This is a genomic window from Embleya sp. NPDC059213, from assembly GCF_042754445.1.
In the GTDB taxonomy this organism is placed as follows: Bacteria; Actinomycetota; Actinomycetes; order Streptomycetales; family Streptomycetaceae; genus Embleya.
This window is the reverse complement of record NZ_JBHZAV010000018.1, coordinates 1-14,251: the sequence shown is the minus strand read 5'-3', so window position 1 is coordinate 14,251 and position 14,251 is coordinate 1. Positions and strand designations below refer to the sequence as shown.

8 protein-coding genes are annotated in these 14,251 nt (G+C 71.5%); all 8 read left to right on the top strand.

Translation table 11 applies throughout. The annotated features are described in order from the left end of the window. Positions 1-3 precede the first annotated feature (3 nt). Positions 4-3,885: an amino acid adenylation domain-containing protein gene (locus tag ACFXMF_RS09965; RefSeq protein ID WP_379988561.1), complete on the top strand. Its 3,882-nt coding sequence runs from the start codon at positions 4-6 to the stop codon at positions 3,883-3,885. A gap of 1 nt (position 3,886) precedes the next feature. Then, on the top strand, positions 3,887-5,746 hold the full coding sequence (gene asnB / locus ACFXMF_RS09960; RefSeq protein WP_360324053.1) for an asparagine synthase (glutamine-hydrolyzing): 1,860 nt from the start codon (positions 3,887-3,889) through the stop codon (positions 5,744-5,746). A gap of 26 nt (positions 5,747-5,772) precedes the next feature. Next, positions 5,773-7,605, top strand: a complete 1,833-nt coding sequence (locus ACFXMF_RS09955) for an amino acid adenylation domain-containing protein (RefSeq protein ID WP_379988560.1) — start codon at positions 5,773-5,775, stop codon at positions 7,603-7,605. Position 7,606: 1 nt separating this feature from the next. Further along, entirely contained in the window at positions 7,607-10,066 is a 2,460-nt protein-coding gene (locus ACFXMF_RS09950) for a condensation domain-containing protein (protein ID WP_380017702.1), read from the top strand. A 1-nt stretch (position 10,067) separates the two neighbouring features. Beyond that, positions 10,068-10,859 (top strand): aspartate/glutamate racemase family protein, encoded by a 792-nt coding sequence (locus tag ACFXMF_RS09945; protein ID WP_379988558.1) that lies wholly within the window; start codon positions 10,068-10,070, stop codon positions 10,857-10,859. Next, the gene (locus tag ACFXMF_RS09940; protein WP_360324823.1) at positions 10,856-12,010 is read left to right on the top strand and encodes an acyl-CoA dehydrogenase family protein; all 1,155 of its coding nucleotides are present in this window, start codon (positions 10,856-10,858) and stop codon (positions 12,008-12,010) included. The genes ACFXMF_RS09945 and ACFXMF_RS09940 overlap by 4 nt, the downstream gene beginning before the upstream one ends. A gap of 527 nt (positions 12,011-12,537) precedes the next feature. Then, a complete protein-coding gene (locus tag ACFXMF_RS09935) occupies positions 12,538-12,960 on the top strand; it encodes a hypothetical protein (RefSeq protein ID WP_379988557.1) in 423 nt (140 codons plus the stop codon). 336 nt (positions 12,961-13,296) lie between these two features. Beyond that, complete coding sequence (locus ACFXMF_RS09930; protein ID WP_379988555.1) at positions 13,297-13,902, top strand: dihydrofolate reductase family protein; 606 nt, start codon at positions 13,297-13,299, stop codon at positions 13,900-13,902. The last annotated feature ends 349 nt before the right edge of the window (positions 13,903-14,251 follow it).

The window sequence follows — 14,251 nt, the reverse complement described above, 5'->3', positions numbered from 1 at the left end:
CCGATGATTCCGCTGTCGTACGCGCAACACCGGATCTGGTTCCTCAACAAGCTGGACGACGGGACGGGCTACCGCATCCCGTTGGTGTACCGACTCGTCGGGGAGCCGGACGTGGCGGCGCTGCGGGCCGCGTTCACCGATGTCCTGGCCAGACACGAGAGCCTGCGCACGGTCTTTCCCGAGTCCGACGGCGCCCCCCGCCAAGTGGTCCTGGAGGACTCCGCGGCCTGGCCCGTCCTGGCGGTCGAACGAATTCGGCCGCCGGAACTGCCCGGGGTCCTTCGAGCCGCGGGAGCGCACGTCTTCGACCTCACCACCGAAGCGCCCGTGCGGTTCACCCTGCTCTCGCTTCGACCGGACGAGCACGTCCTGCTGATCCTCCTGCACCACATAGCGGCGGACGGCTGGTCGCGAGAACCACTCCTGCGCGACCTGGCGACCGCCTATGGGGCGCGGTGCGCGGGGCGGGCGCCGGGCTGGGATCCGCTGCCGGTCCAGTACATCGACTACACCCTGTGGCAGCGTGAACTGCTCGGCGACGAGGCTGATCCGAACAGTCTGATCAGCGAGCAACTGGCCTACTGGCGCGGCGCCTTGGCCGGCATCCCGGAGAATCTGTCGCTGCCCCTGGACCGGCCTCGGCCGGCCGCGGCCTCCCATCGCGGCGAGACGATCCCGATGCTGATCGCACCGCGAACGCACCTGGCCCTGATCGAGCTGGCCAGACGGGAGCGGGTCAGTCTCTTCATGGTGTTGCAGGCCGGGCTCGCCGCCCTGTTGACCCGGCTGGGCGCCGGCACCGACATCCCCATCGGCTCGGCCGTCGCCGGCCGGTCCGACGAGGCGATGGACGATCTGGTGGGGATGTGCGTCAACACGCTGGTGCTGCGCACCGACACCGGCGGCAATCCGTCGTTCCGGCAACTCCTGGCCCGGGTACGGGAGACGGACCTGGCGGCGTACGCACGTCAGGACGTGCCGTTCGAACGGCTCGTCGACGTGCTCTCCCCCTCCCGTTCGGCGGCGTGGAACCCGCTGTTCCAGGTCATGCTCGTCCTGGAGGACCGCACCACGAACCTCCCGTACCTCCCGGGCCTGCCCGCCACCGAGGAACCGATCGACAACCCGGACTCGAAAGTCGACCTGTCACTCCACCTCCGGGAGCGACAGACCGGCGACGGCAGCCCCGACGGCCTGGAAGGCGGCCTGGAGTTCGCCCGCGATCTGTTCGACTCGATCACCGCCGAACACATGGTCGAACGACTGGAGTCGGTGCTCGCGGCCATGGCTGCGGACCCGGACCGCTCCATCGGCGACGTGGAGATTCTCCGGCCCGGTGAGCGCGGCGCCCTCCTCGGCGCGTGCCGCCCGGCCCCGGCTCGAACCCGGGAGCAGTTGCTCCCCGGGCTCTTCGAGGCGCAGGTGGCGCGTACTCCGGAGGCGACGGCACTGATTGCCGGGCAGGCACGGACGACCTACCGGGCGCTGAACGCGCGGGCCGACCGGCTGGCCCGATGGCTGACCGGCCGGGGTATCGGCGCCGAGGACATCGTGGCGCTGCTGCTGCCCCGCTCCATCGACGCGGTCGTCGCCATGCTCGCCGTGCTCAAGGCCGGCGCCGCGTACCTGCCGGTGGACCCGGATTACCCGGCCGCCCGGATCGCCTTCATGCTCACGGACTCGGCGCCCACGCTGCTCATCACCACGGGGAGCGCGGCCGGCCCGGCCGGGGCGGGCACCGTCCCCGTTCTGGACATCGCCGCCTGGCGGCACGAGGCGGCGGATACGCCGCCCGAAGCGGGACCGACCCGCAGCGCGCGGGCCGGTGTGCCGCACGAGGCGAACGCCGCCTATGTGATCTACACCTCCGGTTCCACCGGCCGCCCCAAGGGCGTGGTGGTGGAACACCGTTCCCTGGCCGCCTACGTGGAACAGGCACGGGCGGCGTATCCGAGCGCGGCCGGGTCGAGCCTGGTCCATACCTCGCTGTCCTTCGACCTGACGGTGACCGCCCTGTACACCCCGCTGGTGAGCGGCGGGCACGTGCGGTTGGACGACTTGGCCGGGCCCCACACCGGCCCGCACCGCCACTCCCTCTTGGACGTCACGCCGAGCCATCTCGACCTGATGGCGGCGATGCCGGTGGATCCCTCGCCGACCCGATGCCTGCTGATCGGCGGTGAGGCGTTGCGCGGGGAGTCGCTGGCCGGGTGGCGGGAGCAACACCCGGACGTCGTGGTCCACAACGTCTACGGCCCCACCGAGGCGACCGTGGACTGTGCCCGGTTCCGGCTCGACCCGGGCGAGCCCACACCGCCCGGACCGGTTCCCATCGGCCGCCCCCACGACGGCCTGAGCATGTACGTCCTGGACGAGCGGCTGCGCCCGGTGCCGAGCGGCGTCGCGGGCGAACTGTACGTGGCGGGTCCGGCCCTCGCGCGAGGCTATCTGGGCCGGTTCGCGCTGACGGCCGAGCGTTTCGTGGCGGATCCGTTCGGCCGGGCCGGTACCCGGATGTATCGCACCGGTGATCTGGTCCGCCTGCGCTCCGACGGCGAACTCGAATACGTCGGGCGGGCGGACCACCAGATCAAATTGCGCGGCCACCGCATCGAGCCGGGCGAAGTGGAGGCCGCGCTGCTGGCCCTGCCCGGGATCTCCCGGTGCGCGGTCGTGGTCCACGAGCGTTCTTCCGACGACAGACGCCTGATCGGGTATGTCGTCCCGACCGGTCCGGTCGCGAGCGTGAGCCCGGCAGCCGTCCGGGCGGCCCTCGCCGACGCACTGCCCGCGCCGATGGTCCCCTCGGCCGTCGTGGTCCTTGCCCAACTGCCGGTCACGCCACACGGCAAGCTCGACCGCGCCGCTCTTCCGCTGCCGGAGACCGACGCAGCGGTCGGTGACCGGCGGGCGCCACGTACCCCGGCGGAGGCGTCGCTGTGCCAGGTGTTCGCCGAGGTGATCGGCGTCGACACGGTCGGCATCGACGACGGATTCTTCGAGTTGGGCGGGCACTCGCTGCTCATGCCGCGGTTGCTCACCCGGGCCAAGGAGGCCCTGGGGCTGGAACTGACCCTGAAGCAGTTGTTCGTGCGACCCACCGTGGCGCAGCTGCTCCGGGACCAGCCCGCGACGGCGGACCTGCTCGGCCCGCTGATCCGCCTACGCGGCGGAACGGGTCTGCCGCTGTGGTGCATCCATCCGGGGAGTGGCCTGGGCTGGAGTTACGCGGGCCTGCTGCCGTACATTCCGGCCCGACACCCGGTGTACGCCCTCCAGGCGCGCGGCCTCGACGGCTCCACCGCCCTGGCCGGCAGTTTCTCCGAGCTCGTCCGGGACTACTGCGCGCGGATCGTCGACATGCAACCGAACGGGCCGTATCTGCTTGTCGGTTGGTCCTTCGGCGGAGCCGCGGCCCATGCCGTCGCGGTCCGACTGCGCGCGTCGGGGCATGCGGTCGCTCTGCTCGCCGCCATCGACGCCTGGCCGGCGGGCGCCCGTACCGATCGCGACACCGAAGAGCCCTCCGACGTCCGGCTGGTGGCCTTCGACGGCGGGGAGGCGATGGCGGCCCTGGACGAGGAGTCGGTGGCCGCGCTGCTGCGGGCCACCGGCAACAACATCCGCCTCCTGCAGGATCCGGGGATCGTCCCGGAGTTCTTCGACGGCTCGCTGCTGCTCTTCGAGGCCGCGCCCGGCGGCCGAGAAACGCAGGCCGGGCAACGGTGGCGGTCCTGCATCGGCGGGGACATCGCGGTGGTGCCGGTGGACAGCGAGCACCTGCGGATGATGCGCCCCGCGGCGGTGCGCGTGATCGGACCGGTCCTCGCCCGGGCGTTGCGATCGACGATGCCCCTGTCGCCGGCGATCAAGGAGCGGATCTGACATGTGCGGCATCACCGGGTCCATGGTCCTGCACAACGCTCGACCGACGACGGCCGAGGTACTGGAGCGGATGAGCGATACGTTGACGCACCGCGGCCCGGACGCGGCGGGCACCCTGATCCAGGACGGCGTGGCGCTGGCCTGCCGCCGGCTGAGTCTGGTCGACCTCGCCGGCGGCGGGCAGCCGATGTCCAACGAGGACGGCAGCGTCACGATGGTGTGCAACGGCGAGATCTTCAACCACGTCGAGCTGCGTGCCCTGTTGCTCGCCCGGGGCCACCGATTCGGGTCGTCCTGCGACGTCGAGGTGATCCTGCACCTCTACGAGGACGAGGGGCCCGAGCTGTTGGCCCGACTCAACGGCCAGTTCGCGTTCGCGATCCACGACCGGCGCAGGCGACAGCTCTTCCTCGCGCGCGACCACGCCGGGATCGCTCCCCTGTACTACACGGACACCGGCGGGCACTTCGTCTTCGGATCGGAGATCAAGTCGATCCTGGAACACCCCGGCGTACCGCGCGACGTGGACCTCACCGGTCTGGACCAGGTCCTCACCTTCCCCGGGCTGGTGAGTCCGCGCACCATGTTCCGCGGCATCGAGAGCGTGCGCAACGGCCACTACCTGATCGTGCGGGACGGTGTCGTCACCGACCGGTGCTACTGGGCCCTGGACTACCCCCGCGACGACGTCGCGCACCGGCCCGACGAGTTCTACCCGGAACACCTGCGTGAACTGCTCACCCGGGCCGTTCGGCTCCGGATGCGAGCCGACGTCGAGGTCGGTTTCTATCTCAGCGGCGGCCTCGACTCCTCGCTGATCGGCGCGCTGGCGTCGCAATCGGGACCCCCCGCCCACTCCTTCTCCATCACCTTCCCCGACGCGGCCATCGACGAGTCCGGGTATCAGCGCCTGATGGCGACCAAGGTGGGGTCCGTGCACCACGAGGCGGTCTTCACGGAGCAGGACACCGTCGCCGAACTCCAGCGCATGGTGCGCCATGCCGAGTGCCCGGTGAAGGAGACCTACAACACCTGCTCGCTGGTCCTGTCGGCGCTCGCGCGAGAACACGGCGTCAAGGCGATCCTGACCGGCGAGGGGGCCGACGAACTCTTCGGCGGGTATCCCGGGTACCGGTTCGACGCGGGCGGGCGCGGCCCGGTGGTGTCGGGCGATCCCCTGGAGGACGCCTTCGAGGACGACCTTCGCGCCCGGCTGTGGGGCGACCCGGAGCTCTTCTACGAGCGCCGGTACCACGCGTGGCGGGACGCGAAGCTCGAGCTCTACTCCGAGCAGGCCCGGGCCGCCTTCGAGGAGTTCGACTGTCTGCACCACCCGGTCGTCGACCACGAGCGCCTGGTGGGCAGGCCGCGGCTCAGTCAGCGCTCCTATCTGGACTTCACCCTGCGGCTGTCGGACCACCTGTTGACCGACCACGGGGACCGGATGGCCCTGGCCAATTCCGTGGAGGCCCGCTACCCGTTCCTCGACCGCGCCGTGCTCGATTTCGCCACGCGGATTCCCAACCGGCTCAAGGTGGGCACGCGGGGCGAGAAGCTCGTGCTGAAACAGGCCGCAGAGGGACTGGTCCCGCCGGAGATCATCCGCCGGGAGAAGTACGGGTTCCGCGCGCCCGCGAGCCCTCGGCTGCTCCGGCGCAACGTCGAATGGGTCGACGACCTGCTGTCCCCGGCGCGCATCGCCCGTCAGGGCTACTTCGATCCGGCGGTCGTGGAGCAGTTGCGCTCGCGCAGCCTGGACGCGGGCTTCGACCTGCATCCGCACCTGGACGACGATCTGTTGCTGGTCGTCCTGACGTTCGGAATTCTGCTGGACACCTTCAACCTTCCCGGTCACGTGTGAACGCGGGTCGAGCAAAGGAAACCGCAATGGCGTTCGAACCGATCCAGTCGCTTGTCGCCCGCGCGATCGACCGCTTCCCCGACCGAGTCGCCGTACAGACCGCGCACGGCTCGCTGCGCTATCGCGAACTGGACCAACGCGTCGACGCCGTCGCGGCCGAGCTGTACCGGTGCGGAGCACGCGGCGCCTCCGTCGTCGCGGTCCTCGCCGGCGACCGGGCCGAGCTGACCGCGGCCCTGCTCGCCGTCCTGCGGCTGGGCGGTGTGGTGGTCCCCCTCGACGTGGGCACCCGGCCGGATCGGCTGGGCTGGATGCTGCGCGAGGCGGACCCCGATCTGCTGGTCGTCGGCGCCGACGACGGTGACCTCGCGGAGGAGGTGCGCGACACGTGCGACCGGGCCACCCTGGTCGATCTCGGCACGGTCAAGGACCGACCCGGGAACGACTACCCGCCCCACGTGCCGGCGCCGGACGATCCCTGCTACCTGTTCTTCACCTCCGGCTCCACCGGCCGACCCAAGGGGATCCTCGGCCGGCTGAGCGCGGTGGACCACTACATCCGCTGGGAGGCGGAGCTGCTCGGCGCCGGTCCCCAATGGCGGGTGGGCCAGCTGATCTCGCCCGCGTTCGACGCCGTGCTGCGCGACCTGCTCCTGCCGTTGAGCGTGGGCGCGACGGTATGCGTGCCGGCCGAGGACGTCCGGCTCGACCCGGTCGCCCTGTGCCGGTGGCTGGACCGGGAACGGATCGATCTGATCCACTGCGTGCCCTCGGTCCTTCGCGCCCTGGCGGGCGCGATCGACACGGTCCGGCCGGGGTTCGAGGCGCTGAAGTGCGTGGCCCTGTCCGGCGAGCGCGTGCTGCCCGCCGACGCCGCCGGCTGGTTCGACCGCTTCGGCGAGCGGATCCGGCTGCTGAACCTCTACGGGCCCTCGGAAACCACCATGACGAAGACCTTCCACTTCGTCACCGCCGCCGATGCCCGAGGCAGGTCCGTCCCGATCGGACGCCCGATGCCCGACACCGCCGTCCTGCTGCTCGACGAACGCGGCCGGGAGGTACCACCGGGGCGGGTCGGCGAGGTTCACCTGCGTACGGCCTACCGCAGCCTCGGGTACCACCGCAGGCCGCAGGAGACAGAACGCGCCTTCATCGCCGACCCCACCCGGCCCGGCGACGACGAAGTCGTCTACCGGACCGGGGACTTCGCCCGCCTGCTGCCCGACGGCACGCTCGACTTCCTCGGCCGCCGGGACCGACAGGTCAAGGTCGGCGGCGTGCGGGTGGAGCTGGACGGGGTGGAGCAGCTCCTGCGCGAGGACCCGTCGGTCGCCGAGGCGGCCGTCGTGTCGGTCGAGCCGGACGACGCCCCGCCATACCTGTGCGCGTTCGTCGAGACCGGCACCGGGACGGACTCCGAGGAACTTCGCGCTCGGCTGAGCGAGCATCTGCGCGCACACCTGCCGGACGGCGCGATCCCGGCGGTGATCGTGCCGCTGGAGCTCATCCCGCGCACCATCAGCGGCAAGATCGACCGCAAGGCGCTCACCGTGCCCGTGCGGTCCCCCGCCCGACCCGACGCGGACGCCGTCGCACCGCGCACCGCCACCGAACGCACGATCGCCGGGATCTGGGCGCGTACGCTGCCGGCCCCGGTCGACGACGTGCACACCCGGTTCTTCGACGTGGGCACCTCGCTGGCCGTGATCTCGGTACTGGCGCGGCTGACCGAGGAGTTCGGGGTGTCCGTCCCGCTGGCGGACTTCCTGGCGAACCAGACGATCGAGGGCCTGTCGAACCTGGTCGAGCGCTTGCTGCTCGCCGACGACGACGACGCCGACGACCTCTTCGGGAGCTGACATGACCGACCAGCCGCTGGACGCCGAGCAGATCGAGTCCGTCGAACGCCGGGTGCGAACGGCCGTGTTGGACCAGGACGGCGTCCTCGACTGCGCCGTCGTGTTCAACGAGGCCGACCCCGCGGCAGCGGGCGCCCGCGCCTGTGTCCGGTGCGGGATCAGCGCCGCGTACCCGGGACTGCGCTTCGACCCGGACGGCGTCTGTTCGCTGTGCGCGCGCTACGCCGCCCATCGATCGGCGATGCACGCCTACTTCCGTGACCCGCGGGAGCTGGCGCCGCGGCTGCGCGAGGCCGCGCGAGGGCGCGAATCGCACTACGACTGCCTGCTGCTGTTCAGTGGCGGCAAGGACAGCACATATGTGCTCTACCAGCTCGTGGGACTGGGTCTGCGGGTGATGACCTTCACCTTCGACAACGGGTTCATCTCGCGGACCGCGCTGCGCAACGTCGAGACCGTCACCGCCGAACTGGGCATCGAACACGTCACCGCCACCCACGCCGACCAGAAGCGGATCTTCCTGAACTCGCTCCAGGAGCACAAGAGCGTGTGCAACGGGTGCTTCCGCTCCCTCCTGGACCTGAGCACCGAACTCGCGCACCGGCGCGACATCCCCACGGTGGTCACCGGGCTCTCCCGCGGCCAGATCATGGACGAGCGGCTGTCCTGGTTCCACGAGCAGGGCATCTTCGACGTGGCCGAGATCGAGGAGAAGCTGCGGCTGGGCCGGGAGGTGTACCACCGGGCCGCGGGCACGGTCGACGCCGCCGCGGTGAACGCGGTCCAGGTCGTCGACTACTTCCGCTACTCGGCGGTGACGAAGGAGGACGTGCGAGCCTTCCTGCGCGAGCGCTCGTCGTTCTGGGCGCAGCCCACCGATACGGGGTTCTGCAGCTCGAACTGCATGATCAACGATGTGGGCACCTACGTTCACGCCGCGGAGCGCGGTTTCCACAACTACGAAGCGCCGACCCGCTGGGAGGTACGGCTCGGGCATCTGGACGTCGCCGAGGCGGACGCGGAGCTGCGGGCCCCGGTGGAAACCGCGCAGGTGAAACGGATGCTGGCCAGGATCGGCTATCCGGACCCGGCCGACGCCGACCGGACGGGCGCCCGGCTGGCGGTCTACTACGTCGCCGACCGAAGCGCGTCGGGCGACCGGCTCGCGGCCGCGGTGGCCGATGCCCTGCCGCCCGCACTGGTACCGGCGCAGTGGGTGCAGGTGGCGGAGATCCCCAGGGTCGCGGGCGCCGTGGATCAGTGGGCTCTGCGCGGGATGCACCGCCCGAAGGCCCCGGGCTCGCGGGGCGGGGGCGTCACCGCGGACGCGGATTCCGATCGCTCGGTCGCGGTCCGTCCGGTGCAGCGTCGGATTCTCGATCGGGATCCGGTCTGGGCGGCGCACCGGGCCCGAGCCCTGTTCCTGACCTCGGAGTCTGGTTTCCCGGTCGCCGACCTGAAGCGGGTGTGGCTGCAACTGCTGCTGCACCACGAGGCGTTGCGGCTGCGGTTCGGCCACGGGGATCAGGGCTGGCGGCAGTCCCGGGGCGGCCTCGGCGGTGCGGTCCACGTCTCGCGGGTGGACCTCACCGGCCAGGACCCGGGCGCGCAGGGGCAGGTGCTGCGTCGGCTCACCGACCGGATGCGGGGCCGGCTGCACGTCGATCGGGGTCCGCTGCTGCGGGCCGCGGTGGTCGACCGGGGCACCCGGCCGGCGGGTCTGTTGGTCGTGGTGCACGAACTGGCCGCGGATGTCGAGTCCTGGCGGGTGCTGTTGGCGGACCTGGCCCTGGGGCTGGGACAGCTCCAGGCGGGCTCGGACGTCCGGTTGCCGCCTGCCGCGTCGTTCCTGGACCACCCGGCCGAGCCCGCCGGCGTCGAGGACGAGGCGGGCCCAAAGGTCGCCGGGGCCGGCTGTGTCCTCCCGGGTTCGCCCGCACCCGAGCCGATCGCCGAGGAGCCGCTCGAAGCGCGCTGCCCGGTGCGCGCGGCGACGGCCCGCGACGTCGCCGCTGCGATCGCGCACGTGCTGGTCGAGGAGTTCGGCGGCGGGCGACTGGTCGCGGACGTCCTCGATCACACCACGCGCAGGCCCGCGGCACGGGTGATCGGTCCGCTGGCCGAAGCGGACCGCTGGGTGGTGACCCCGCTCGCGCGGGGAGCGAGCGTCGTACGGGTCGCGAGAACGGCCGAGCCGGCCCCGGTGCGCTACGAACACTTCGGCGATCCGGCCGCCGCGCTGCTTCCGTCGGGGGTGTCCTGGACGCTGCGCGACACGGTGTGGCGGGACTTCGCCGGGCCGGGGCACCCGGGTGACACCGATGCGACGATCACCGGTGTCGTCGACGCCGGCGAGCTCGTGCTCACCTGGTGGTGTCCCGACTCCGTGGGCACGCGGCTGGCGGCGGCCCACATCCCCGAGCGCGTCGCGCGGCGGCTGATCGGGGAGCAGGCCGGCTGAGGTGGCGCGCTCACGCACCCTCGGTGTGCTCGGTGGGATGGGACCGGCGGCGACGGCGGAGTTCCTGCGGCTGCTGGCCGTGCGCGTCGCGGCCGGCAGCGACCAGGAGCACCCCCGGATCCTGATGCTGTCCGAGCCGGGCATCCCGGACCGGACCGCCGCGCTGCTCAGGGGCGACGACGCACCGCTCCTGCCGATCCGGCAGGCACTGTTCACCCTTGCCGGCTGGGGCGCGGAGCTGCTCGCGGTGCCCTGCAACACCGCGCACGTCTACATCGATCGATTCCGCAGCCGACTGCCGGTGCCCCTGGTGCACATCGTGGAGGCGAGCGTGCGGGCCGCCGAGGTCGCCAGTCCCGACGGGGCCTGGTTGACGGCGACCGCGGGTACCGTCGCCGGCGGCATCTATCAGCGCTATGCGCAGCACCGGGGATACCGACTCCTGCTCCCCGACGAGGCGCTCCAGCAGCGCATCCACGCCGCCACCGTGCTGGTGAAGGCGAACCGGCTGCCGGCTGCCGGCACGACCCTGGGTTCGGCGGTCCACGAGCTGCTGCGCATTCGGTGCCTGCCGGTGATCAGCGCCTGTACCGAACTCCCGCTCGCCTACGCGCACAGCGGGCTGCCGGCGGAATTCCAGGTGTCGAGCGTCGACGCACTGGCGTCGGCCTGCGCGCACGCCCTGTACGCCCACCGCGAACCCGCACCGGGCCTGCTCTCGTCGACGGCCCGACGGGCGGTCGCCGGGTCCGGCTCCGGGTCCACGTCCGATCCTCCCGAAGGAGCACGATGACACTCTCACGCCTGTCGAAGGAACGCCGGCTGCTGCGCGAGACCGTCGCCGACTTCGCCCGCGCCAAGGTGGCTCCGGTGATCGCCGATATCTACCGACGCGAGGAGTTTCCCTACGAACTGGTCGCCGCCATGGGCCGCATGGGCTTGTTCGGACTGCCCTTCGAGGAACGCTACGGCGGCATGGGCGGGGATGTGTTCACCCTGTGTCTGGCCATCGAGGAACTGGCCAGAGTGGACTGCTCGGTGGCCGTCGCACTGTCCGCGGGCGTGACGCTCGGCGCGATCCCCATCCATCGGTTCGGCACCGCGGCACAGAAGGAACGCTGGCTCCCCGCCCTGTGCACCGGCGAGCGGATCGCCGGCTTCGGGCTCACCGAGCCCGGCGGCGGGACCGACACGGCGGCGGCCCGCACCAAGGCGGAACTCGACGGTGACGAATGGGTGATCAACGGCAGCAAGGCGTTCATCACCAACTCCGGTACCGACGTCACCAGCCTGGTCACGGTGACGGCGGTGACCGGTACCCGCGCCGACGGCGCCAAGGAGATCTCCGCGCTCGTCGTGCCGTCGGGCACCCCGGGCTTCACGGTGGCACCGTCGTACTCCAAGGTGGGCTGGTGCGCCTCGGACACCCACGAACTCGGTTTCGCCGACTGCCGGGTGCCGGCCGAGCACCTGCTCGGCGAACGCGGCCTGGGCATCGCGCAGTTCATGTCGGTGCTGGACGAGAGCAGGATCGCGATCTCGGCCGTCGGGGCGGGGATGGCCCAGGGCTGCGTGGACGAGTGTGTGCGCCATGCCAAGGAGCGGACGGCGTTCGGGCAGCGCATCGGCGCGTACCAGTCGATCCAGTTCAAGATCGCCGACATGGAGACGCGCGCCCACACCGCACGCCTGGCCTACTACTCGGCTGCGGCCTCGATGCTGCGCGGCGAATCCTTCTCGAAGGAGGCGGCGATGGCCAAGCTGGTCTCCTCCAGGGCGGCGATGGACAACGCCAGGGACGCGACCCAGATCTTCGGTGGCTCCGGAGTGATGAACGACAGCCCCGTGGGCCGCTTCTACCGCGACGCCAAGATCCTGGAAATCGGCGAAGGCACCACCGAGGTACAACAGATGATGATCGCCAGGCACCTTGGCTTGTCCTGACCCCACCGCCGGGCAGCGCCGCGACGCGTCGTCTCCCGGGTTCGCCGACCTCCCGAGTTCGGGAAGGGCCGACGCCATTGCCGGCCGGTCACCGGATCCGGACGCGCGCGGCCCGACCCCGGGAGTCCGAGGCTGCGCCGACCGCCCGGAACGTCGCGGCCGGCCACGCTCGGTCCGACCGCGACCTTTCTCGGGTGGGGTGAGTGGGTTATCCCAGTCCGCAGTCGAGGGCGGCGGCGAGCCCGAGTCCGCGCAGCCCACCGCCGAGAGCCCGAGCACGGCCACGGCCCCGATTGCCCTGCCCAGCACGGTCCCCGCCCCTCGACACCCGACAAGGACGCTCACCAGCGGTGCGAGTCCAGGCGCAGGGACCGATCGGCCCAACTCGGCGGCCGCTTCCCCGCGTCTCCCTCTCCCCGGTGAACCCCTGCCCGGACCATCCACGTCTTCGCTCGCTCCGCCGCATCTCCCTTGCGCCGGGCGGCAATTGGAGGACACGGCTCAGGCACGGGCCGTAGGGTGTGCCGATGACCGAGCCCCCGACGTGGATCGACATGCGTCTCCCACCCTTGCCCACCATGCCGCGGCAGGTACAGGTCGCCAGGTGGTGGCTGTTCGCCATGGCCGCGATCGCTTTCGCCGTCGGCGTGTTCGTCTTCGTGAACGCCGAGGGCGAGAGCCACGCGTACCGTGCGGGACGACTGATGGGCGACATGCTTGCCGCCCTCGTGGGTGCGCTGCTCGCCCTCCGATTCGCGCGCGGCACCGGAAGGACACGCGTGGCCGCGATCGTCTGCGCGGCATTGACGCTCCTCTCCGCCGTCAGGATGGCGACCGAGGGCGAATCCGTCGGCCTGGTCCAGATCGCGGGCGCCATCGTGGTCGCCACCCAACTCACCCGCACCCCCGCCAAGGAGTGGTTCGATCGGCCGGCGCCCCGGCGGGAATGACGAGCCTCGGATCGGCCACCGGGACCGCGCAGCGGGCGCCCGGCGTCGCCTCCTCCGCAGCCGGGCCGACGCCGACCGGACCCGGAACGGTCTACGGGTCGACGGTTCGACGGTTCGACGGTTCGACGGAGGAGTAGAGGCGCTTGCCTTCACGATGCCGACCCGACTGCGTGCATGGTGCAATCGAGTAGGGCTCCGGGTTTTCCGGAGCACCGCCGCTCCGCCGACCGGATCGGCTGCAGCGTCACGGGTTTTCTCGTCGTTCCACAACGCGGCCGATGAGTTTGTGGCTCCCGGTCGGTCCAAGCTCGTGACATCCGAGGAAAGGACACCGCCATGTCGGAGCTTCTCGTCGACTTCATCACCTCCCTCGACGGCCACGCGTCGGCACAGGGATGGCCCGGGTTCTGGGGCCTCGAGGGCCCGGAGTACCTCGCATGGCTCGGCGAGCAGCCCGAGGCCACCCACCTGATGGGAGCGAACACCTACCGCCTGATGTCGGGCTTCGCCGCAGGCGGGGTCCCGAAAGGCCAAGACGAGTTCAGGCCCGAGGAAGAGGCGTCCGTCGACGAGCTCACGCAGGCGTCCAAGGTGGTGTTCTCCTCCTCGCTCGAGGAGCCACTGACGTGGGCCAACTCCACGCTCGTCCGCGACGACGCCGTCGAGGCGGTCCGCGCCATGAAGTCGAGTGGCTCGGGGCTCCTCGGCACGATCGGCAGCCTCAGCCTGTGCCGGTCCCTGCTGCGAGCCGGACTCGTCGACCGCTTCCGGGTCGTGATGTTCCCGGTGATCACCGGGGCCACGGGCGAAGAACGCATCTACGACGGCTATCCGGACGTAGCCCTCGAGATGATCGAGCACCGCACCTTCGACGGCCGCATCCAACTGGTCGAGTACAAACCCCGCGTGCTCGAACACCCGCCGCTCGGCGTCCCCGCGTGACGTCGCCCGTCCGCCGGTCCGGACGGCACCGGACCCACGCCGGCGGGCGCGGAGCAACACCCGCCGGCGGGCGAACGGCCAACGTCGCGACGCCCGATCCGGGTCGCGTCGAAGGAGTGGACCAGCCGAGCGACCCCCTCGCGCAGTGGCCTCCGCGGGCGAGGTCGACGAGCGCGCCGTACGCGGGGTTCCGGGAAGGGAGGAGGCACAGGTGGGAGGGCACTGTTGCGGGCACCCGGGCCTGGGGGGCCCCCCGGGGGGGCGCCGGCCCGGGGGGGCGGTGGGTGGACGGCGGACCCCGACCCGCCCCCGGGGGCGGGGGGGGTGATAAAAAAAGTAGGAGGCGGCC